The sequence below is a fragment of the Pseudomonas sp. p1(2021b) genome (assembly GCF_020151015.1).
Taxonomy (GTDB): domain Bacteria; phylum Pseudomonadota; class Gammaproteobacteria; order Pseudomonadales; family Pseudomonadaceae; genus Aquipseudomonas; species Aquipseudomonas putida_K.
The window spans coordinates 141,536-162,614 of the sequence record NZ_CP083747.1 but is presented as its reverse complement, the minus strand read 5'-3'; the positions used below and the strand labels follow the sequence as shown (position 1 = coordinate 162,614).

Below are 21,079 nucleotides of genomic sequence, written 5' to 3'. Positions count from 1 at the left end.
CCCCCCTACAGAGGCGATCGGCCCTCGTCGATACGAGTTATTGCCTGGCCGGTAGCTGCTGGTAAGCCTCGACGACACGCGCCGAGTAGGTCAGTGCTGCACCGGCATTCAGCGCAATGGCCACGCCCAGCGCCTCGGTAATTTCCTCGAGGGAAGCACCGTGCTCAACAGCCTTTTGGGTGTGGACGCTAATGCATCCATCGCAGCGAGTGGTGATCGCCACAGCCAATGCGATCAGCTCATGGATCTTCGGATCCAGATGAGCCGTTTTGACGGCCGCATTGTCGATGGTCATCAGGCCTCGCATAACGTCGGGGCTTTGTTTGGCATAGTCGCCTACGCGCACCAGCAGCGATTCGCGGTAGGCATTCCAGTCTTGCATCATGGTTCTTCTCCAAGTAATGGTTGAGGCCGGAAGTGAGGTCACGGCAGGTCGGGTGGAAACTGGGCGCAGGTCTTAGTTGCGACCAGCCATGACACCGCCGTCAACGTCCCAGATGGCACCGGTAACCCAGCTGGCTTGCTCGGAAAGGAGGAAGGCAACTACACCGGCTACATCTTGCGGGGTGCCAACACGGCCAATCGGATGGAAGCTGTTGAAGCCTTGCAGAGCGCTGTGCACCTCGGCCTTCGGAATAAAGCCCTCGTAAATCGGGGTCTGCACAACTGCCGGGGAAACGGCATTCACGCGAATGTTCTTCGAAGCGAGTTCCATCGCCAGATGCTGAGTCAAGGAGTGCAGGCCGGCTTTCGCCATGGAGTAGGCAGAGGACGGGGTGGCGGCGACTGCCTGCTTGGCCCACATCGAGCCGATGTTCACGATGGCGCCTGGGCGGTTTTGCTCAACCAGGTTGGCGGCAACCTTTTGGGTAATGAAGAAGAACGCCTTGTTCAGCTTCATGTACTGGTCGTAGTCCGCATCCTGGTGTTCCAGGAAGGGTTTCGGGAAGAACACACCTGCAGCGTTCACCAGCATGTCGATATCCGAGTGCTGCTCGCTGAGGGTCTTGATCAGTTTGGCCAGGCCTTCGTCGCTCGTCAGATCTGCAATAAGGGCAGTTACGTTGCCCAGAGCGGAGAGGTCTTTACGAGCCTCTTCAGTTTTTTCCGGACGGTTACCGACTATCACTACGCTGCCGCCTTCGGTGAGAAACTGGCGTGCGGTTTCCAGACCCATGCCACTGGTGCCACCGACGACCAGCAGTTTCTTACCGTTGAATTGATTGCTCATTGGGAGACCTCTTTGCACCTGCCCACGACAGGTGTCTGGCTAACGGGGATTGGGACGAGTCACTTGCCAAAGACGCCGTCACCGGCAGGCAGTTCGTACCCTCTAGGGGCCAGTGCAACGTTGGGTGTCTGGAAGCTGTAGATCAGGAAGAAAAACTTTCCAACACAGCTAAACTCCAAAGACTTTCCGTTGACTTCGGGTGGCTAAGCATCAGCACCCTTGGCCTTGGAACGAATCTTCCTCGCTTCCAAATCCGCCAACAAACGAGATAAAGTGTCTCACCACTAAAGAAATTCTTTATCAATATGAAGGCTCCAGTTCATCTCAACGCGCTACGTGCTTTTGAAGCCAGCGCCCGCCATCAGAGTTTTTCTTCGGCTGCAGCCGAGCTGCACGTTACGCCTGCAGCGGTTGGCCAGCTCGTGCGTACACTGGAGGATTGGCTAGGAACGCCTCTGTTTGTCCGCAGTACCAGCGGTAAAGCACGGCTGATTCCCACGGATGCTGCCGAACGTGCTCTACCGGATATCCGGGCAGGCTTCGACAGACTGACCCTGGGGATGGAGCGGCTTCAGGAAAGTTCGATCCGTGGAGTGCTTACCGTGGCCGTAAGCCCGGCCTTCGCCGCCAAGTGGCTACTGCCCCGAATCGACCGCTTCCAGGTCATCTGCCCTGATACGGACGTGCGACTGGACACCAACCTCAAGCCGGTGGATTTCGTTGCTCAGCAAATCGACATTGGTGTGCGCTACGGCACGGGCAGGTGGCCAGGGCTGGCTGCCGAGAAGCTGATGGAGGAAGAGATTTATCCGGTGTGCTCGCCGCAATTGCTGCGAGAGCACTTGCGCCTGCACAAGCCCGATGACCTGGTGCGGGAGATGTTGATTCACGATCTCTCGATGGATAACCACTCAGGCTTCCCGACCTGGGAAACCTGGATGCGCAAGGCTGGCGTGACGGACACGACCACCCTTCGCGGCATGCAAATCAACAACTCAGCTGCCGTCCTGCAGGCTGCAGTCGAAGGGCATGGTGTCGCGCTAGCCCGCAGCGTAATGGCGCGTGATGACCTGGCGAGCGGCCGCCTGGTTCGACTGTTCCCAGACATTAGCGTTGCTTCAGGGCTGGCTTACTACGTTGTCTACCGACCAGAGTGTGCCAGCTTGCCAAGGCTGGCAACCTTCCGAGAGTGGTTGCTATCCGAGGCAGCGAATACCTGGTAATGAACTTGAGCTTAGGCCGTTTTCTGCCTGACGTAAGGGACGGAAACCGGCCACTTGCAGTCGTTAGCGACCGGCCGCAATGGGTCGGAAAGCGACGGTCTGACCCAGACCGTCGCAGTGGGTAATTACACGTCTGTCTGCTCTGCCATTTCTAGAGCATCGTCTACCTCGATGCCCAAGTACCTGACAGTGCTTTCAAGTTTCGTATGACCAAGCAAGAGTTGAACTGCCCTCAAGTTTTTGGTCCTGCGATAGATCAACGAAGCCTTGGTTCGCCGTAGCGTGTGGGTACCGTACATCGTCGGGTCAAGTCCAATGGCTGTTACCCATGCTTTTACTATTCGAGCGTATTGCCGGGTGGAGAGATGATCTGAGTCATGCAATCGCGTCGGGAACAGAAAGTCCTCACTGCGAAGATGCGCCTGGCGCATCCAAGCCTCCAGAACTGTTCGTGTTTGCTCAGTAATTTCAAACTGCACTGGATGTTGAGTTTTCTGCTGCATCACGATGGCCCGTGACGAAACATGCTCCCCATGCGCAATGTCACGTACTCGTAGCTTGGTTAAGTCACAGGCACGCAGTTTGCTGTCGATGGCCAAGTTGAACAGAGCCAGATCCCGTGTCTTCTCCGCGAGCTGAAGCCTGACCCGAATGGCCCAGATATCTCTGACTCGAAGCGGGGCTTTCTGCCCAACAAGCTTTCCCTTGTTCCAAGGCTGATGGCGATGTAAAGCGATAGTGTTCATGGCTTGTCCTCCGGGTTGAGGAAGGACAAGGGTGGATCAGCAGTCGCATTGTTTGGAGGTCGCTAATCGACCCATTGCTGCCGTTCACGAATGACTGCAAATGTCCGATAGCTGCCATAGCCCTCACGGCGTTCGCCGGTGTAGCGACACTTTGCGTCCCACCTCAAGACTGGCTGTTCAATATCAGTGCTCCTCCACTCTTTGCTTCTGTCCCTTCTTCCGGCTAAAGTCGGCACATGGGCGTTTGCTGCGCCTGCGGTCCGCGCGAAGGGGTCACCCAAGGCATGCTTACCCATTTTTTCATTCCAGCTCCCGGCTTGTCGGCGGACCGAGCCTCATAAGGAGTTGGCATGCCTGCCACTATTGCTTCCCGTCATCACGGTCTACTCGACCTCCCTTCGCTTCGCAAACACGCCAAGCGCCTTTTGAAAGACATCAAGAATAACCAGGCCGCAGATGCCCGTTCCCAGCTACACGCACTGGGTATACCTGGCCCAAACTATCGACTCGCCGATGCGCAGTGGCTGGTGGCTCGCGAGTCGGGTTTCGCCAGTTGGCCTAAACTGATTGCTCACACCGACAGCGTTGCATTCGCGGCACGGCATCCGGGCTTCGCTGCTGCAAACGAATCAACAATCCAGCATTGGCGTTGTGGCAACGATATTGAGCACAGCCTTCGAGTAGCGGGATTCTCGGGTTCATTTCATATGTTCGATGATCCCATGGTGCTGGGGCCGGTTCCCGCTTTAGCGGATGATGATTACTGGTTGGTGCGCGCGAAGTTCGCGGAGCAGGCATTCCAACTCGCTTCCAAGGATATCCAGGAGCGCCAGGCAATTCAGCGCAAGGCGCTAGCGCAACTTAACGAGGACAGTGAACTGGTGCTTTGGTGTGAAGGTGATGCGTACGACCAATTGTTTCTGATTCGATTACTGGCGAGTCTGCCCGTCCTGCCACACAGGCTCGAATTGATTGAGATCAATCGGGTGCCTGGTGTTGAACGATTCTTAGGCATTGGTCAGCTCGCGCCGGATCTGTTGGCCTGGCTCTGGACCCAACGGCGCCCACTTGGTGACGATGCGTTGGCGCTTGCCCGCAAAGCTTGGGATGCCTATACGGCAACGGACCCGGGCGATTGGGCGCAATTGGCAGTGCAGCCGCATCCGGCGTTACCGCTACTTGGGCCAGCCTTGGCAAGGCAACTTCAAGAGCTTCCAGGCGCAGAGGACGGCTTGAGCATGACCCAGCGGCTGATACTGCGGATTCTTGCCGAGCGGGGTGGGTTGGCGGCTGGCAAGGTGTTCGGCCACCTTATGATGAGTTACGAGCCGCTGCCTTATCTAGGCGATCAGATGTTCAATACACTACGAAGGACCATCACCGTTACTCCGTATCCGCTAGTCGAAGAGTTGCCGGGTAGAGAGTGGCAAAAACGCCTCATTCGGATGACTCCTCTTGGAGAGCAAGTGTTACTCGGAAATAAGAACTGGCTCGATTACACACCAGAAGAACGCTGGGTTGGCGGGGTGCGTATTATCGCGGGCCAATCGCCTTGGGTGGTCACTGCTGACGGGCGAGTGTGGCGTCGCTAGGACCCAGGATGGCCACTCAACGTAGATGTTGGAAGCCGTTGCGGGCTTCCAGCAACTGGCCGCTTTCAACCCACAGCAGCCGCTCGGCCTCGATTGAATTTGGTCGCTTGCTGCGTATGGCAAGATTGATTTCGTTGCAAAATGAGACTCACGTGAAAGGATCAGGTTGAACCAGCAACGTCGGCGCCTTCTGTAATGATTGATCTGGCTTTGCCGAGCTACGCATTCGATTGTTAATCGTGATTGCAATATCCTTTGGTAACTGAATGGGACTTGTGCTTGTCTCACTATCGCAGTAGAGGCAGAACTGATTTCCTGGTGGACTAAGTAGCCAGCAAGAGGAGCACTCTACAGCTTTACCACCCCACTCACGGGCTGCTCGGAGAGTCTGGTTAACGATCAGTTCCTCTCGCCGCTTGAGAGCGGGAAGCTCATCCCTCTCAAGGATCCCTGCGGCACGCTGTGCCTCAGCAGTCTCCGATTGGATCTGCCTATGCGCTGCCAATGCAGCTTTATGCTCGGCTACCTTCGCCTCTTGCTCAACTCGTTTCGCGTCCTCGATCACCCGCAGGGGAGCCTGTTCCAGTTCCCATTGGTCGTTGCAGCGAGCAACTTCGGTCGCAAGTTCAGCTTCAGCACGCTTGATTCGCATTTCTCCCCTAAGCGATCGAATCCAAGACCTGGTGGTTGGGTCGAAAAGAACGGCTCGTTCAAACGTTAATGGATCGTTGATCTGGCCCAAATCGAGCTCGCTGAGATCAATCTCAACTGATGAAGCCTCGATGTTAGAGAGCCGCTCGTGCCGCTTTTTTTCGGATCGGGAGAAAACTTTGATTCGAACAAACAGTTGATGGTTGCCGGTGGTAAGAATCGCGTGAGCTGTGACGTCGCCAAGATCCACAAATCGTTCGACCGTCTCAGCTGCAACTGACGTTTCCGGGATACTTACTTCGCGAGACAGGATGCGCCCTGAGCCAGTCATGGCGCTTATCTGACGATGGAAAGACGGAAGAGTAAGGGATCGTTGTGCAGCAATTAGAGCTACAGCCGCCCGTCGCACACCATCTTTGAAGCCGCTCACACAGTTTTCAGAATGGACGTGGCGAAAATGCGGGATGACTTTCTGGCCACCATTCGCAGCATTTAGCGGTTTGTGACAGCCCGGGCAGATACAGCCACAAGCAAGACCATTCTCGACCTCAAAGGCTCGGAAAAGCATTCCCTGACGTTCACCGAACGGAATTTTTGTACCCTGCATCTAACCTCAACCTTTGGCCATTGCACTCTGGATTGCAGCGACAACTGAGCGACCGCCGGTCAAGGCTGCCTCAATAAGTGTCTGCAGATGTTCTGTCGTGCCGCTACGAGTTCCGATGTAGCCAGAGCGTACTAGCTCAATAAACGGGTCACTTCGTAGATAATGGCCGTCCAGTGCTTTGTAACTTATACGTAGGCCCTTTCGAGGTCCGGTAGTACAACCATCCTCGATTAACCGAGTCAGATTGCGGATTCCACGCCATCCGGCCACCCAGTCCGCTCTCATCTGGCCAGGCATTCCACGGCCATCTGGCCACCTGTTCCACGGCCATCCGGCCGGGCAGTCGGAGCGCAGCGACGCAGGGGGGGCATTGTTAGTCTGAGGTGCCCGGTGTCGTCAATTTCTTCGTCTGTTTGCGCATCGACTCACCCTTGAGGTTGATCCGATAAGCGTTGTGCACCAGGCGGTCGAGGATGGCGTCGGCCAGAGTCGGATCACCGATCAGTTCGTGCCAGTTGTCCACTGGCATTTGGCTGGTCACGATGGTCGAGCGCTGGCCGTAGCGGTCGTCCAGTAGCTCCAGCATGTCGCGGCGCTGTTCCGCGTTGAACGGGGCCAGACCCCAGTCATCAAAAGGATCAGCAGGTCGGTCTTGGCATAGCCGCTCATCAGCTTGGCGAAGCGCCCGTCGCCGTGGGCTAGGCCCAACTCTTCCAACAGGCGCGGCAAGCGCAGGTAACGCACGCTGTAACCCTCTCGGCAGGCCTGGTGGGCCAGGGCGCAGGCCAGCCAGGTCTTACCGACGCCAGTCGGGCCGTTGATAATCAGGTTGAGTCCGTCGCGTAACCACTGACCGCTGCTCAGCTGGAGGATCAGCGCCTTGTCGAGTCCGCGCGGGCTGCGGTAGTCGATGTCTTCGAGGCAGGCGTTGTGCTTGAGCCGGGCCTGACGCAGGCGGCTGCTGAGGCGCTTGTCGTCGCGCTCGGTCAGTTCGCGGTCGACCAACAGGCCGAGGCGTTCCACGAAGCTCAGGCTGTCGATGTCGGGGGTTTTCAGTTGCTCGGCGAGTGCCTTGAGCATGCCGGTCAGGCGCAGGGTCTGGAGCTTGTCCAAGGTCGGATGGGGCAGCATGGTGGGATTCCTTGTGTTCAGTGGTAGTAGCCGGGGCCGCGCAGGTTGGCGTGGTCGTCCGGCAGCAGGGGCAGGTGCTGCTGGGCCAGCGGCAGGTTTTCCAGCCCCTGGCGCAGGATCGATTCGAGGCTCTTGTAGCTGCACGCGCCGAGGCTGAGGGCGCGTCGGCAGGCCAGCTCCAAGCGCACTTCGCCATGGGTCTTGCCCAGGCGCAGGATGCCCAGGCAGGCCCGGTAGCCTTGGGTTGGGTGGATGCGCCGTTCGAGGATGTGGCTGATCACGCCGGCGGTGTGCGGCCCGGTCTGCTCGGCCCAGCGGATCAACCGTTGCGGCGTCCACTCGGCATGCTCGCGATGGCTCTTGGGCATGTGCTCGGTCTGTGTGCTATGCCGGCCCTTGTGTGGCGAGCGCAGGTGGCTGGCCACCCGCTGGTTGGCGTGGAAGCACTCGACGGTGCGCGCCGTCAGCCGTACTTCCAGCTGTTTCTTCACCAACTGGTAGGGCACTGAGTAGTAATGCCCATCGACCTCGACGTGATAGTCGATATGCACGCGCGCCTTCTTCCACTCGGCATAGACGTAGGGCTGCTCCGGCAGTGGGCTCAGCGCTGGACGATCCAGGGCTTCGAAGGCCGAGTGCCGGGAGCCCGGCAGCTTGCGAAACGGTCGTCGGTTGAGCCGCTCCAGCAATAAGGCGATGGCGCTGTTGAGTTCGTCCAGGGAGAAGAACTGGCGGTTCCTCAGCGCGGCGAGGATCCAGCGCTCGACCACCTGCACGCCGACCTCAGCCTTAGCCTTGTCGCGCGGCTTACGCGCCCGCGCCGGCACCACCGCCACGCCATAGTGCTCGGCCAGATCGCGGTAGCTCGGGTTGATGTCCGGCTCGTAGCGATGGCTCTTACTCACCGCGCTTCGCAGGTTGTCCGGCACCACGATTTCCGGCACGCCGCCGAGAAAGGCGAAGCAGCGGACATGGGAGCCCAGCCAGTCCGGTAACTGCTGCGACCAAGTGGCTTCGGCGAAGGTGTAGCTGGACGCGCCAAGCACCGCGACGAACACCTGCGCCTGGCGGATCTCGCCGCTGTGGCGGTCGATCACCGGCACCGTCTGCCCGGCGTAGTCGACAAACAGCTTCTCACCGACGCGATGCTCCTGGCGCATCACCACGTCCAGCTTGCCCTGCCAGGCTCGGTAGTGCTCGCAGAACCAGCTGTACTGAAAGCCTTTCGGCTGGCTCAGGCGATACTCCTGCCAGAGCAGCGCCAAGGTCACGCCCGGCCGGCGTAGCTCGGCATGCACCCAAGACCAATCGGGCAATGGCCGTTGCTCGCTGGGCACCGCAGGGGGCGGTGGGAACAGTTGCTGCTCCAGCTCGGAATCGGACAACGAACAGGGCCAGGCTAGACCGCTGGCGGCAAAGCGGTTGAGGTAATCGCCGACAGTGACACGACCGATCTGCACGCTGACGGCAATCTGGCGAGCCGATAGCCCGACCTCGAACTTGAGACGAAGTACTTCGCGAATCTTACGCATGGATAAACGCTCCACGACGACCTCTCTGCTTCGAAAAAGAGGTCGATGGTAGTGAAGAAATCCTGCGTTACTGCCTGCCCGGTTGAGTGGCCGGATGACCGTGGAATCAGTGGTCGGATACGCGTGGAATGGGTGGCCGGATCACCGTGGAATCGGTGGTCAGATGCTTATGGAATGGGTGGCCAGATGACCGTGGAATCCGCAGCCTTGCCCTTCGTGGCGCTGGCGGCTCCCCCGAAAACCGTCACGCTCGACGTGCAGAACATGACGTGCGGACTCTGTCCGATCACGGTCAAGAAGTCGCTGGAGAAGGTGTCCGGCGTGAGTGACGTCCAGGTCAATTTCGACCAGAAGACGGCGACCGTCACCTACGATCCCGATAAGGCCCAGCCCGAGGCACTGACTGAGGCGACCGCGAACGCGGGATACCCCTCCACAGTGCAGAAGTGAGGTCACGATGAGCGCCATTGTCCTTGAGTCCGTGCTGACTTGCCCGCGCTGCGGCTTCGCCAAGCCGGAAACCATGCCCACGGACGCCTGCCAGTTCTATTACGAGTGCAGCAACTGCAAGGCGCTGCTGCGCCCCAACCCAGGGGATTGCTGCGTTTTCTGTTCGTTCGGCTCGGTGAAGTGCCCGCCGATCCAGCAGCAGCTTGGGTGTTGCTCATAGCGTTTAGGGGGATCACAGGTCGTCGTCTGGATTACGCAGTGGCCGCAGCTCGCCGCGCGCAACTTCTTCCGGTACCGCAAAGGAATACCGCCCGAGCATGTTGATGTGCTCGTAGATCAGCGGCGATAGCCGGGCCAAATCCTCTTCCAGCACTGGATAGCCGTGCTGCTTGAGCCGTTCCACGGCCGCCGTCATGTAGAGGGTGTTCCACAGCACGATGATGTTCACCACCAGGCCCAGAGCACCGAGCTGGTCTTCCTGGCCTTCGCGGTAGCGCTGGCGGAGCTCGCCGCGTTTGCCGTGGAACACGGCGCGGGCCAGGCTGTGCCGGCCTTCGCCTCGGTTCAACTGGGTCAGGGTGGCGCGGCGCTTGGACTCGTCGTCGATATAGGTCAACGTGTGCAGAGTCTTTTCGATCCGCCCGAATTCGGCCAGCGCCTGGGCCAGCCGGGTGGGTCTATCTCCCGTTTGCAGCGTGCGCATGATGCCAGTCGCCGGCACCCGGCCGAGTTTGAGCGAGCCGGCCAGGCGCAGCAGGTCGTCCCAGTGCTCGGCGATCAGGTCGAGTTTGACCGACTGGCGGGCCAGCCCGTTGAGCTTGCCGTAGTCCGCGTCCGGGCGCGTGCGCCAGAAGCGGGTACCGCCGACATCGGCCAGCCGCGGACTGAAGTGGTAGCCAAGTAGGCGGAAGAGCCCGAACACCACATCGCTGTAGGCCCCGGTGTCGGTCATGATTTGCGTCGGCTGCAACTCGGTCTGCTGTTCCAGCACGACCGCCAGCAACACCAGGCTGTCGCGCAGCGTGCCGGGCACGGTGATGGCGTTGAGGCCGGAGAATTGGTCGGAAATCAGGTTGTACCAGGTGACACCCCGGCCGGTGCCGAAATACTTCGGATTGGGGCCGGCATGCACGGTGCGCACCGGTACGACGAAGCGCATGCCATCGGCGGAGGCGACCTCGCCGCCACCCCAGACTTGGGCCAGTTCCAGTTGGCTTTGCGCTCCGACCAGGATGGCGTTAGCCGCTGACAGGGTGTCGTCGCGGATATAATTCTGGCTGACCCAGGACAGCCGGTCACGGCGCAGCGCCGGGTTGTCGGTGCGGATCAAGGGCTCCAGGCCGGTGTTGCAGGCCCCGCCCAACAGCACCGCGCAGAGGCTGGTGACCAGGTTGTCGGCGCGTGCATTGCGTTCGGAGACATGGGTGAAGGCCTCGGAAAAGCCAGTGCGGGCGGCGATTTCCAAGAGGATTTCCGGCAGATCGACACGCGGCATCAGGTCAGACACGGCCGCCCGCAGTTGCAGCAACGAGCAGGGCTCGTCCAGCTTGTCCAGCGCCCCGAGCGACAGTTCGGTCTTGCCCTCGGTGTTCTCGCTCAGTTGAATCGCCGGGTTGTCGGGCAGGCGCGCGGCTACTGCCAGCCAGGTTGCATCCAGCTCGACGGACAAGGCGTCCAGGGTGGTTTTGGCGTCGATGGTCAGGCCCAGTGACCGGCAGATGATCGGTCGCGCCGCCAGCCATTCGGCACCGTCGAGCAGGCCAAGACGCGGGTCGGCATAGCGCCAACTGGGCGAGACGAAGACATCGCGGCGGCGCAGGGCCGTGCGCAGCGCATCGAGCGTGCAGAACACATAGGCACCCATGTCGAGGGAGCCATCTTCGCGGGTGATGTGCTTCTGCCAAGCCTTGGCCACGATCTCCTGCGGCGCGTCATCCTCTGGCTTCCGGCGCGGCAGGTTCAGTTGCAGCCACTCCAGACTAGCCGCCACGCCCTTGCCGGCCGGGCTGAAGCCGAAGCGGATGTGCTTGAGCAGGTCGGGCAGGAAGCGGCGCACGCTGCGGTAGCGCGCTTCCAATGCAAGAAAATAGACGTCATCTACCGGGCGGATCAGCGCGTTGACCTCTTCCAGGGCCTTTTCCAGGGTGGTCCTCGGCAGGTCGTTGAACAGCCGGGCGCGCACGTTGTCATCGCTGATCGAGCTGTCCAGCACGACCTTGCACGCGGCGGCGAGCGTCGCGGCCGACCGATCCAGGTCTTTCAGGCTGCGCATGCGGGCTTTCTTGTCGGCCTTCTCCGCGTTGCTGAACAGGTCGCGCAGCAAGGCCTCCAGGACTTCCAGTGCGTCGTCGTGCGCAGTCGCCTCCAGGCAGAGTGCGAAGGCCACCAGTGTCGCCATCCGCCGCGACGCCGGCAGCCGATTAATCGCGGTGACCTTGGCCGTGTTGGCGAAGCGGGCCAGGGCGGCGATACGGCTGGGAGGGATGTGCGCCGCCGCCGGCAAGGTGATGCCGATGCCGCGCACGTCATCGAGCCGGCGCAGTGCCCGAATCAACGCGGGGCCACTGACCATGACCGGGCCGGAGCGCAATTGATCCAGCCGGGAGCTGCGGTTGCCTTCGGCCACCGTCAGCAAGTCTTGCAGTTGCAATCGCTGTTCCTCAGTCACGCTGCGGCCCAGCGTAAACCAGAGGCGTTCTTCGACCCGACTGCGCAACTGGGCGATAAAGCGCTCTAGTTGAGACACACCAGGCAGGAGGACTTTCTGTGTGAACAGCCACGAGGTGGCTCGCTCAAACAGCACTCCCGGCCGGTCGGTGCCCGTCCAGCAGAGGGCATACAGCCAGCGGCTCAAGCGAAAGCCGATGCCCGGATCGGTGAAATGACGATAGCCAAAGCGGTTCTGAATATCGGTGGCATGTATCCAGCGGCGATGATCGCTATAGCGCTGGAGGCAGTCGGGGTCTGGAATCGCCAGTTGTCGGCAAAGCACCTGCAGGACTTCCACCGGCACGGCGGCGGGCTTGTCCGGCAGAACGCCAACGAAGCGGACGGTGGTCAGCAGAACGGCATAACCCAGACGGTTATGGTTACCCCGCAGCACCTGGATGGCTTCACGGTCTTCATCGCTCAGGTGGAAGTAACGTTCCAGCTCTTCACGGCTGGGCGAATCAACATAGCGGCCAAAACCGTCGCGTTGCTCTTGAGTCAGAAAACCGACCGGCATTGATCACAGCACCTCGACGCAGAACACGGCGGGCGTGACGATCCGCGTGCGTTCGATGTGCCCGCGTTGCAGCAGGCCGGCGCGGCGATCACCGGTTACCAGGTAGTCCGCATCGCCCGCCAAGGCCATGGCCAGCAAAAACGAGTCATCCGGATCATCGGCTTCGACCTCAATGGTCAGGCGCTCCAGTACCACAGCCCGTTGCAGGTTATTGATCATGGCGCCCACCTTGGCGGGCTGTAGGATGGCCTGAAGCTTGGGATAGCGGCTGGCTCGACGAATTTCATCGAGTTGCATCCGCGAGGTCACCACCTCGAAACGCGCCGCCCGCCAGGCACGGTAGATCGCATCGGGCGCGCCATGTGGCGAGATCAGGGCGCTGAACAGGATGTTGGTATCCAACACGACCCGCATCAGCGCTTACGTGCCCAGTCGAGCGCTTCGTCAACCGCGTTGGTCAATTCTGCCTCACTCAGATGGGCGTTAGCGGCCTTGGCCTGCTCAGCGCTCAGCTCCAGGATGTGTGCCCGTACCGCTTCTTCGATGAAGCGCGACAGGTCGCCCTTACGGCCGCCGCCCTGGCTGGCCAGAAACATCCGAAGCGACTGGTCGGTGTCGGCCGAGACGGCGACATTCCAGCGAATGGTATTCATAGCGTTCTCCGCTAATAGGTGTTTGTGTGTTTATACGCCAATCACAAAGGGCGATGCAATGGTTCGACAAAACGAAGGTTTTGCCGAACTCTATCGAGGAATGGCTCGGTTCGTTAAGCTCCCCGCGCTACGGTTCAAATAACTGGTACGCTTAATCAAAGTTCAACTATTACTAACGTAGTCGAGTAAACAGTACTTTTGATGAAGATCGGTTATGCGCGAGTGAGCACTCGGGATCAGAAAGCCGACCTACAAGTCGATGCCCTGAAACAGGCCGGGTGCGAACGCATCTACCAAGACATCGCCAGCGGCGCGAAAAGCGCCCGGCCGGAGTTGGACAAACTGCTGGCCAACGTGCGGCCGGGTGATGCCGTGGTGATCTGGAAGCTGGATCGCCTTGGGCGTTCCCTCAAGCACCTGGTCGAGTTGGTCGGCGAGCTGGCAGAGCGCAAGGTCGGCTTACAGAGCCTGAATGACCCCATCGACACCACCCACGCCCAAGGCCGCCTGGTGTTCAACCTGTTCGCCTCGCTGGCGGAGTTCGAGCGCGAGCTGATCCGCGAGCGGACTCAGGCGGGTCTGTCGGCCGCACGGGCGCGTGGCCGGATCGGTGGCCGTCCCAAGGGCCTGCCAGCCAAGGCTGAGGCCACCGCCATGGCGGCCGAAACCCTCTACCGCGAAGGTCGCCTGAGCGTCAGCGCGATCGGCGAGAAGCTGCACATCTCCAAGAGCACGCTGTACAGCTACCTGCGCCACCGTGGTGTCGAGATCGGCGCGTACCAGAAGAGCGCCAGGTCACGCGACCAGCAGCCTTCGGCCGCGTCGCCGGCAGAGCCGCCCGCCGCCGAGCGGGTGGCCACCGTCACCCTGCGCCTCGCGGTGGTGAATAACAGCAAGTTCGTGCGCGGCCGGAAGCGGGCCACGGAGAACATTGAGCGCTACTGCCTGGAGCCCTATGGCATGAAGCGGCTGGATGCCGGCCACTATGAGTTGACCATTCCGTATCGGAGCGACGATGAGCTGGACAAGAGCGTGCATGACCTGCTGACCGAGATCAGCCAGGAGGCCGACATGCGCAACTGTTTTGTCGAGATGGGCGCCTGGGAAGAAGACACCGAAAAGCGTTGGTAGGGCTTACGTTGGTTTTTGGTTCCATTGCTCCCCAAACCCCAATAACGCACCGCGTGGTGCTACTTTAGATGAGGACTTTTTATGGCTAACCGCAAGACATGCACGGACAGTGCATCTAACGAGGCAGCGCTTCTGCAGGTGTTTGCCACCAACACCTTTCGTAAGGTCATCTTTTTTGCTAGCCCAGATACGGGCGGTTCGCGCAAGGATGGCTCCGAAAACAACTGGCCATTGATGGCTGTGTTGGTCGAGGACCAATCAGGCGAGCTCGACGTTTATGATGGGGATTTCCTTACTGCTACTCGTTACCCGCGCTACCTGGAAGTTAAAGCCGTCTTGGATGCGGCCCAGGCTAGTAACGGCAATGTGTTTTATGCCACAGCTCCACTTCCTTTCACTTCGGGCAAAGGAGAGGATGCAGCTGCGTTGGACATGCTCTCAGTTCAAACCGACGTATTTGATCAGTCGACGCGAGCAAATTATTTCAAACTGCTGAGCCGTTTGACCGAAAAGCAGTACGCTCAGACCTACGACTGATCATGGCTCCCTGGCTTTCTTGATGTCAGCCAGGGAGTCATGATCAGAGCCGGCAGCTCGTCAAAGGTCCAGCTGCATCGGCGCCATCGGAATGCCCACCATTACCACGCCTGGCTTAGGCTCGACGGTAGGCAACTTCCCCGCCCGAATCAGCGTGCTCAATTTCAGTTTTGGGTCGTAGACCATCAGGTCTGACTCCAACACGTAATCAAACCCATCTCTTGTCCCACAAATCGGTATTTCTTCCGCTTTTACTGCTGCGCGGATACCCTCTAGCTGCTCAGCAGGGCCTGGCTTTTTCTTCCTTGGTGCAACGAATGCAGTGAAGTTGGCGCCTGCCTCTTCAAGAGCCCTGAGCGCTGCGGATTCGGCAGCAGGGCTTATCCTTTTCGTTGGGGTTGCATCAGGATCAGGTATGGCTACCGCCACAGGTGCCGGCGCCGGTACGCCTAGATCACCATCATTGTGTATGAGCGAAGCGCCCGGCCCTTCTTCTCCTGCAGTTGAATTCACGCTTTGCTCGGCTGTGTCCACGATCGAGGATTCACTGGGCGCGAATGCGCCGAACACATCATCCACATCATCGACGTCATCGCTCCCTGAGTGCCCAGGTTCTATGGCGAGAAAATCTTCCTCCAGTTCCACCTCCTGCCCGGGACCGAACGAGCTAATCGACAAGCTCTGCAGGTCCTCATCTAGCAAGTCGTCATCTGCACCACCACTCATGAGCGGGTCATCATCCTGCGCCGCTAGCGCTTCAGCGGAGATACCGGATTGCGTCCCTGGAACGTCACTTTGCTCGGAATCACCGCTTGCAGCGCCGGCGAGCGCAGATGTTGCGTGCTCGGTTGAGTCGACTGTTGGAGCATTAGGTTGAGGAACACTCGCGGTATCAGCTATGGGTTGACTAAATCCTTCATCAGCCCGAACTTGTGGTGCTGGTGCTGGTGCTGGTGCTGGTGCTGGTGCTGGTGCTGGTGCTGGTGCTGGTTGTGGCTTCACTTCTTGCTTGCCGGCGATGTTCATCTTCGCGGCGATTTCAGCACTGAAACCACGGGCAACGATCTCCCGAAGCGCATCTGCTTCAGTGATTCCCAGATTGTGCGTGAACAATGGGCGCTCGATATCCAGCTTAGTACCCATGTTGGGTAATCCACTGAGGCCCGCAAGCTCGGGGGTGGTGGCAACTGGCACGACAATAATGCAAGGTTCCCAGGTCGTGAGGTGAGCACCCGTTTGTGCGTTGCGCAACGATACCGAGTACATCGGCAAAAATCGGCTCATGTCGGCGTGATTATGTCGCGAGTACAGCAGCCCCTTCTCTTGGAGCGTCGTCATAAGATTGAGGGTCATTCGGTACCGACCATCACCCTCCTCCAACGACCAGCCCATTTTGGCCAAGATGAGAGATCGAAGGTCCTTTTCCCGGATGACGATCAGTCCATCGTGTTTCTGAGCAATCTTCAGCGTGGAATCTTTGGCCTGGTCACCGGTGCCGTTAACTCTGCCGTACTCCGTCATGATCTCGACGAAGCTGTGATAAATGGCATTGGACTCGTCTTCTGAGATCTCGTGATCACTCAGCGTCTCGGTGATGCTCGACTCGACCATGCCGGTCTTTTTGTCAACCAGGATCAGGAACTCCATGAGCGCCGTCATGCGGTCGTCCAGGCTGAGGCCATTGCGGTCAACCGGGAAATCGCTTGGGTGGTGGTAGTGGGCGATGACCAGGTTCACTGCTTGTCGATCGCGTGCAGGTAAGGCCCAGTATTCCGGGAAGCGTGCAAGAATTCTCGCACCCAGGGCATCGTGCTGGATCCGGTTGTCATCCTGCGGTGTGAGCGCTCCAACCTCCTCCTGGGTCTTAACACTGCCGTCGGGTAGGAGCTCATAGGCTTCCAGCTTACCGATGTCATGCGCCAGGCCCAGAATGGGGATCAGCGGATCAGTGGCGTCAAACCGATATTCCTTGTTTTTCAGGTCAATGATTTTGAATTTGGGCTTGCCCCTGGCCTTTACATAAACCCCGTCGAATACGTATGCGCCAGCATCCTCCAGTGCGGTATCTGCCACGGCCAGACAATGCTCCCAAAGCCGACGATTTCCGTGCCCCCCCTTGCGATGCGATGCAGGGAAGTGCGCATGTGCGGAATAGGTGTCCCAAATAGCCCAGAAAAACGCTACATGTGCCGGCCACTTCTTCTCATTGGCAGCAACCCAAGCCAGCACTTTTTCACTGCCGATGGGGAGACGCTTTGACGCTACCTCGATGCGAGGTAGCGCTGAGGTGGGCATGGGAACCTTGCCGAGCGTCGATCGGGCGCCGTTGAGGATGTTTCCTTTCTTGCCGGCGTATAGCTTGTTCAGTGCTGACAACCTGGTGAACCAGATAAACCAGACACCGATGATCAGACCGGAAACAACGCCCAGGATCCAGTGTGAGACGTTATAGCCCACCAGAGGCCAGTTCTCTAAAAACTCCATGGGAGAACCGCCAAAGGCTCGGGCCGTAAGCAGAAGCCACCAGAAACCGAACACGATGGCCGTTGCGCGAATGACCTTGTTGTTGGCGTTCACAGGAAAGCTCCGCTGTCTGTTTGGACCGTAGGTGACGGCGCCCCGTCTGAACTGGCTGGTTGTTCCTTCGGAACCGGGGCCCCGTTATTGTCCTTTAATGTGTTGGAGCACCCACCGCCCCCCTTCACAAAGCCACTGCAACCCCAGAAAGGAGACTTTTCAGCGTTCCGCAGGTACATGGGTTTGCCGCAGAGGTCACATGGAAATGACTTCGGCCGCTCCACTGGGTCGCCGTCGCGATCGTTCATGGTGTGATTGCACTGCTCTCGATCAACGCAGGCCCAGAAGTGCCCTTTGGGGACTTTGATTTTGCGCATGCCGCCTTGGCATTTCGGGCAGGAAACGACATTACCTTTGGAGTCCCGGGTATTCGCCGTCGGGTCGAAGTAAAACTCGACCTTGCCTGTGTCGAGCAGCTTCAGCCCGGCCTCGAACTTGGTGGATTTCTTCGGATTGACAAAGCCCTTGAGCCCAAGCACTACCTTGTCCCGGAGCAAGGTTTCTGCTTCCGATACTTTCAGCATGCGACTGGCAATCTCCCGCCATATGGAAAATCCGCACTGCCGCTCGCACATGAACGTTCGGGCCTGGATCTCAACTGCGCCGCCGCAGGTGGGGCAGAGAGCGCCAAGCTTCTTGACCTGGACACCTGCGTATTTTTTCTTGATGGAGTCGAGGATTTCCGTGGTCAACTCTGCAAGCTCGGATTTGAAAGCGTCACGCTTGTACGCCCCCTTTTCCATCTGACGGAGCTTGTGCTCCCATTCCCCGGTGAGAACTGGCGACGTAAGGGCATCGATGCCGTTGTCGACCAGGAAACGGTAGACAGTCATCCCCTTTGCGCTGGGAGCAAAGTACTTCTTCTGCTGGATGAGATAGGGCTCTTTTTTTCGGCCTGCGCCGTCCTTGGTGGATTGGAGCGATTCGATCATTGCAGAGCGCGTGACCGGTGTACCCAGCCCCCGCTCCTTCATCGCCTCACGAAGGTCCTCATCCTCTACCAGGCGCCCTGCCGTCTCCATCGCGCCCAGCAACGTGTCCTCGGTGTACCGTTCTGGAGGCTTGGTTTTGAGCATCTTCAGCTCCATGCCCAGCGGAGTGACTGACTCTCCTTTGACGTACCGTGCGAGCTCTTTCTTGTCGTCGGAGTCACCATTTTGATCGGTTACGTCCTCGACGATCCCGGCTCCGTAAACCACCATCCAACCTGGGGACACAAGCACACGACCTGTCGACCTGAAGAGCTCGTCAGCCACCGTCGTAAGCCGGACAGTCACCGAATACTCAGCTGCTGGATGGAACACGGCAATGAAGCGCTTGACGATCATGTCATAGATTTTTTGAACGTCCGGCTCCAGGTCCCCAGCTCGCTTTCCGGTTGGAATGATAGCGAAGTGGTCCGACACCTTCGTCGAGTCAAAAATCTTCTTGTTGGGTCGTACCCAGCCTTCATCGAGCACGCGCTGCGCGTGATCTGCATAGGGGGTTCCAGCAAACATTCCCATGACCTTCTTCGTGTCGTTGATTGCGTCATCGGGAAGGTAGGCAGAGTCAGTCCGCGGGTAAGTAGTGAGGCTGAGCTCCAGGTAAAGTTTCTGGGCAATCTCCAGTGTGTATGCTGCAGAAAACCCAAGCTTGCGGTTCGCCTCTCGCTGCAGCGAGGTGAGGTCGTACAGCTTGCCAGGGCCCGTCTGGGCCGGCTTGACTTCATCCACCACACTGCTCGGTGCGACTCCAGAGCACTTGCTGATCAAAGCATCGGCTTTTGCTCGATCCATGATCCGGTGCTGGGAGCCACCCTTCTGCTCAGTCGTCTGTGGTGCCAACCACTTGCCGGTGTATTTACCAGCAGCAACCCCAAAGCTCCCGTGAACCTCCCAATAGGGCATGGGCCGGAAGGTCAAAATTGCCAGCTCCAAAGCACAAACCAAGGACAGCGTTGGGGTCTGCACGCGGCCAAGCGGGAATATCTCGGCTTTAGCAGTCTCTCGCTCATAGAGGCGTGAGATACCCCGGCTCGCGTTGATGCCGACGATAAAGTCGCCTTCGCTTCTGATCTCTGCTGCCATGGCGAGGTTGTCGAAATCTGCGCCTGGCTGCATGTTCTTGTACGCCTGCCGGATAGCGTCATCGACCATGGATCTCATCCACATCCGAAGCATTGGCTTTGTGCATCCAGCCATTTTGTAGATGAGCCTGAATATGAGCTCGCCCTCGCGGCCGGCATCGCACGCGTTCGCAACAGCGGTGACGTCAGGCCGACGCATTAGGCGTTGCAGCACGTTATAGAACTTGGCCTTTGGCTCAATGACCCTCAGGTCGAATTGATCTGGGATCACAGGCAGATTGCCGATGTCCCGCCCTCCCTTGGCCATTTCCTCTGAATGGATTTCAACCAGGTGGCCGGCAGCGGGGGCAAGAATAGCGTTCTCGCTCTCCAGCCATGATTCCACCTTGCTGAATCCTCCGACCGCTTGCGCGATTGAGACCGCTACGGTTGCTTTTTCAGTGATGATCAGTGTCTTGCCCATGCGGACTAGCCTTCCAGTGCAGAATTACATTTCTTCCAAGCTGCCGGCCTAGCCAGACGGCTGCTGGGTGAGAAACAAAAAAGCCATCGACTCCAGTGCTGGATCTCGATGGCTTCACAGAACGAGGTGAGGCGGCCGCTGCTATGCGTCTTGTTGCTCACCTGGAGTTGCAGGCGTGCTTGCCGAGTCGGAACCAAAGGCCGAGGCGAACATGGCGCTGCGCTCTGCATCTCCTTGTTTCGGCTGCGGCGCCTGGGTACCGTGGCCCTTGAAGAGCTCAGCCGCCCAGCTTGGCACGATCTTGATGTGGCCAGAGTCCGGGAGCACAGGGCCTGGCATGTCCTTGGCCTGAATGAACGGAATTTTGGACACTTCGGCGATCCCTGTTTCACCATCCGGCAGGGAGATTGCCTTTACGTCCATACGGAATTCGCCGTTGACGATGATAGGCATGCCGCGGGCGAGTTTCTCAGACAGCGGCTGCAGATTACGGCCGTACCAACGAACAGGGATGCAGGCATCGGTGTCCTTCGACTGCCGAATCAGCACGACCAGGCGGTCGTTGATTGGAGTACCGTCTACGGGATGTTTGCGGTTGCGTTCCAGCGACTTGGCTTGAATGAAGCCTGCGATACGGATCTGGTTCGAGGCGTTCTTGTTGAGATCCATTGCCTTCCAATCGAACGAGTTGAGACGGTCTTCTGTGCCAGCGCTGGGTAGACTCTCCAGCTGTGCCACAGAATCCGGAGTACCGGAGTCCTTTGCCGCTGCGTGCACGGCTACATCCCATTTCCGCATGAAGTCGTCTCGAAAACGCCCTCCAAGGTGCATCAGGTTTGGAGCTTCGAATCGGATGCTCTTCACCCGTGCAATACGGTTATCACCCTCGATGGCGCCATCGGTGTGAACGAACGCCATGATGAGGTCCCACTCCTTGATGTCCTTGGGGATCGGCGACTTCTTGGGATCGTAGTGGATGGGAAGCATGTGGTTTTCCGCCCGGGTCTGCTGGATGTAGCAGATCCCCTTGACCGGATCATTCAACCGCAGGACGCCGGCGATGTAGCCAGAGTTGAGCATCCCGTTTGGATACGAATAGGAGTCAGGCTTCCGCTTTGCGTCCTGGGGCAGCATTGAGTACCTCGATACGTGAATGGCTTGGTTTTCTCAAGAATACGCAACACGTACCAATAATACAAGGCGAATCAAAATGCACTTGTCGCGTGCTTGGCGGTCACAGAGCTACCTGCAAGGGGGCACA

17 protein-coding genes and 1 pseudogene are annotated in these 21,079 nt (G+C 58.9%); 6 read left to right on the top strand and 12 right to left on the bottom strand.

What is annotated here, in order from left to right; translation table 11 throughout:
- Positions 1–37: 37 nt before the first annotated feature.
- Together K8374_RS25180 and K8374_RS25175 are read right to left on the bottom strand one after the other, a co-directional pair.
- Positions 38–385 carry a carboxymuconolactone decarboxylase family protein gene (locus K8374_RS25180; RefSeq protein WP_054894524.1) on the bottom strand — a complete coding sequence of 116 codons (348 nt, stop codon included), beginning with the start codon at positions 383–385 and terminating at the stop codon, positions 38–40.
- Positions 386–457: 72 nt separating this feature from the next.
- Positions 458–1,231 carry an SDR family NAD(P)-dependent oxidoreductase gene (locus K8374_RS25175; protein WP_054894523.1) on the bottom strand — a complete coding sequence of 258 codons (774 nt, stop codon included), beginning with the start codon at positions 1,229–1,231 and terminating at the stop codon, positions 458–460.
- Positions 1,232–1,536: 305 nt separating this feature from the next.
- Between K8374_RS25175 and gcvA the strand changes: the two genes are divergently transcribed.
- Positions 1,537–2,454 (top strand): transcriptional regulator GcvA, encoded by a 918-nt coding sequence (gene gcvA, locus K8374_RS25170; RefSeq protein WP_054894522.1) that lies wholly within the window; start codon positions 1,537–1,539, stop codon positions 2,452–2,454.
- Positions 2,455–2,579: 125 nt separating this feature from the next.
- Here gcvA and K8374_RS25165 read toward each other — a convergent pair whose 3' ends face one another.
- A complete protein-coding gene (locus K8374_RS25165) occupies positions 2,580–3,200 on the bottom strand; it encodes a tyrosine-type recombinase/integrase (RefSeq protein ID WP_008060324.1) in 621 nt (206 codons plus the stop codon).
- 350 nt (positions 3,201–3,550) lie between these two features.
- Here K8374_RS25165 and K8374_RS25160 point away from each other — a divergent pair, with 350 nt between their 5' ends.
- A complete protein-coding gene (locus K8374_RS25160; protein ID WP_054894521.1) occupies positions 3,551–4,792 on the top strand; it encodes a DUF1835 domain-containing protein in 1,242 nt (413 codons plus the stop codon).
- 148 nt (positions 4,793–4,940) lie between these two features.
- On the opposite strand, the gene K8374_RS25155 is transcribed toward K8374_RS25160, so the two are convergent.
- From K8374_RS25155 to istA, 3 genes and pseudogenes are all read right to left on the bottom strand, one after another.
- Positions 4,941–6,050 carry a hypothetical protein gene (locus K8374_RS25155; RefSeq protein ID WP_143133171.1) on the bottom strand — a complete coding sequence of 370 codons (1,110 nt, stop codon included), beginning with the start codon at positions 6,048–6,050 and terminating at the stop codon, positions 4,941–4,943.
- A 373-nt stretch (positions 6,051–6,423) separates the two neighbouring features.
- A pseudogene (gene istB, locus K8374_RS25150) lies at positions 6,424–7,181 on the bottom strand (IS21-like element ISPpu23 family helper ATPase IstB).
- 17 nt (positions 7,182–7,198) lie between these two features.
- Entirely contained in the window at positions 7,199–8,713 is a 1,515-nt protein-coding gene (gene istA, locus K8374_RS25145; protein WP_058167704.1) for an IS21-like element ISPpu23 family transposase, read from the bottom strand.
- 186 nt (positions 8,714–8,899) lie between these two features.
- On the opposite strand from istA, the gene merP reads away from it, so the two are divergent.
- Positions 8,900–9,163, top strand: coding sequence for a mercury resistance system periplasmic binding protein MerP (gene merP / locus K8374_RS25140; RefSeq protein ID WP_224459425.1), 264 nt, complete (start codon positions 8,900–8,902; stop codon positions 9,161–9,163).
- 7 nt (positions 9,164–9,170) lie between these two features.
- The gene (locus K8374_RS25135; protein WP_003089113.1) at positions 9,171–9,383 is read left to right on the top strand and encodes a GDCCVxC domain-containing (seleno)protein; all 213 of its coding nucleotides are present in this window, start codon (positions 9,171–9,173) and stop codon (positions 9,381–9,383) included.
- 12 nt (positions 9,384–9,395) lie between these two features.
- Here K8374_RS25135 and K8374_RS25130 read toward each other — a convergent pair whose 3' ends face one another.
- Genes K8374_RS25130 through K8374_RS25120 form a run of 3 tightly spaced genes read right to left on the bottom strand, consistent with a single transcriptional unit; the run spans position 9,396 to position 13,042 of the window.
- Positions 9,396–12,389: a Tn3 family transposase gene (locus K8374_RS25130; protein ID WP_003299771.1), complete on the bottom strand. Its 2,994-nt coding sequence runs from the start codon at positions 12,387–12,389 to the stop codon at positions 9,396–9,398.
- Positions 12,390–12,392: 3 nt separating this feature from the next.
- A complete protein-coding gene (locus K8374_RS25125) occupies positions 12,393–12,803 on the bottom strand; it encodes a putative toxin-antitoxin system toxin component, PIN family (protein WP_003150546.1) in 411 nt (136 codons plus the stop codon).
- The gene (locus tag K8374_RS25120; RefSeq protein WP_003089107.1) at positions 12,803–13,042 is read right to left on the bottom strand and encodes a ribbon-helix-helix domain-containing protein; all 240 of its coding nucleotides are present in this window, start codon (positions 13,040–13,042) and stop codon (positions 12,803–12,805) included. Before K8374_RS25120 ends, K8374_RS25125 begins: the two co-directional genes overlap by 1 nt.
- A gap of 201 nt (positions 13,043–13,243) precedes the next feature.
- Between K8374_RS25120 and K8374_RS25115 the strand changes: the two genes are divergently transcribed.
- Both K8374_RS25115 and K8374_RS25110 read left to right on the top strand, forming a co-directional pair.
- The gene (locus K8374_RS25115) at positions 13,244–14,173 is read left to right on the top strand and encodes a recombinase family protein (RefSeq protein ID WP_003150544.1); all 930 of its coding nucleotides are present in this window, start codon (positions 13,244–13,246) and stop codon (positions 14,171–14,173) included.
- Positions 14,174–14,254: 81 nt separating this feature from the next.
- A complete protein-coding gene (locus tag K8374_RS25110) occupies positions 14,255–14,710 on the top strand; it encodes a hypothetical protein (protein WP_023383814.1) in 456 nt (151 codons plus the stop codon).
- 60 nt (positions 14,711–14,770) lie between these two features.
- Here K8374_RS25110 and K8374_RS25105 read toward each other — a convergent pair whose 3' ends face one another.
- From K8374_RS25105 to K8374_RS25095, 3 genes are all read right to left on the bottom strand, one after another.
- Complete coding sequence (locus K8374_RS25105; RefSeq protein WP_224459424.1) at positions 14,771–17,287, bottom strand: hypothetical protein; 2,517 nt, start codon at positions 17,285–17,287, stop codon at positions 14,771–14,773.
- The gene (locus K8374_RS25100) at positions 17,284–19,818 is read right to left on the bottom strand and encodes a DNA topoisomerase (RefSeq protein ID WP_023383812.1); all 2,535 of its coding nucleotides are present in this window, start codon (positions 19,816–19,818) and stop codon (positions 17,284–17,286) included. Before K8374_RS25100 ends, K8374_RS25105 begins: the two co-directional genes overlap by 4 nt.
- Before the next feature lie 141 nt (positions 19,819–19,959).
- Positions 19,960–20,952: a hypothetical protein gene (locus tag K8374_RS25095; protein ID WP_004574787.1), complete on the bottom strand. Its 993-nt coding sequence runs from the start codon at positions 20,950–20,952 to the stop codon at positions 19,960–19,962.
- Positions 20,953–21,079: the final 127 nt, after the last annotated feature.

What these genes read in the sequence shown, in the direction of transcription:
- K8374_RS25165 (WP_008060324.1), bottom strand. Translation starts at nt 3,200, where the DNA reads ATGAACACTATCGCTTTACATCGCCATCAGCCTTGGAACAAGGGAAAG.
- K8374_RS25115 (WP_003150544.1), top strand. Translation starts at nt 13,244, where the DNA reads ATGAAGATCGGTTATGCGCGAGTGAGCACTCGGGATCAGAAAGCCGAC.
- K8374_RS25135 (WP_003089113.1), top strand. Translation starts at nt 9,171, where the DNA reads ATGAGCGCCATTGTCCTTGAGTCCGTGCTGACTTGCCCGCGCTGCGGC.
- K8374_RS25175 (WP_054894523.1), bottom strand. Translation starts at nt 1,231, where the DNA reads ATGAGCAATCAATTCAACGGTAAGAAACTGCTGGTCGTCGGTGGCACC.
- gcvA (WP_054894522.1), top strand. Translation starts at nt 1,537, where the DNA reads ATGAAGGCTCCAGTTCATCTCAACGCGCTACGTGCTTTTGAAGCCAGC.
- K8374_RS25100 (WP_023383812.1), bottom strand. Translation starts at nt 19,818, where the DNA reads ATGGGCAAGACACTGATCATCACTGAAAAAGCAACCGTAGCGGTCTCA.
- K8374_RS25180 (WP_054894524.1), bottom strand. Translation starts at nt 385, where the DNA reads ATGATGCAAGACTGGAATGCCTACCGCGAATCGCTGCTGGTGCGCGTA.
- K8374_RS25160 (WP_054894521.1), top strand. Translation starts at nt 3,551, where the DNA reads ATGCCTGCCACTATTGCTTCCCGTCATCACGGTCTACTCGACCTCCCT.
- istA (WP_058167704.1), bottom strand. Translation starts at nt 8,713, where the DNA reads ATGCGTAAGATTCGCGAAGTACTTCGTCTCAAGTTCGAGGTCGGGCTA.
- K8374_RS25110 (WP_023383814.1), top strand. Translation starts at nt 14,255, where the DNA reads ATGGCTAACCGCAAGACATGCACGGACAGTGCATCTAACGAGGCAGCG.
- K8374_RS25095 (WP_004574787.1), bottom strand. Translation starts at nt 20,952, where the DNA reads ATGCTGCCCCAGGACGCAAAGCGGAAGCCTGACTCCTATTCGTATCCA.
- K8374_RS25155 (WP_143133171.1), bottom strand. Translation starts at nt 6,050, where the DNA reads ATGCAGGGTACAAAAATTCCGTTCGGTGAACGTCAGGGAATGCTTTTC.
- merP (WP_224459425.1), top strand. Translation starts at nt 8,900, where the DNA reads ATGACCGTGGAATCCGCAGCCTTGCCCTTCGTGGCGCTGGCGGCTCCC.
- K8374_RS25120 (WP_003089107.1), bottom strand. Translation starts at nt 13,042, where the DNA reads ATGAATACCATTCGCTGGAATGTCGCCGTCTCGGCCGACACCGACCAG.
- K8374_RS25130 (WP_003299771.1), bottom strand. Translation starts at nt 12,389, where the DNA reads ATGCCGGTCGGTTTTCTGACTCAAGAGCAACGCGACGGTTTTGGCCGC.
- K8374_RS25125 (WP_003150546.1), bottom strand. Translation starts at nt 12,803, where the DNA reads ATGCGGGTCGTGTTGGATACCAACATCCTGTTCAGCGCCCTGATCTCG.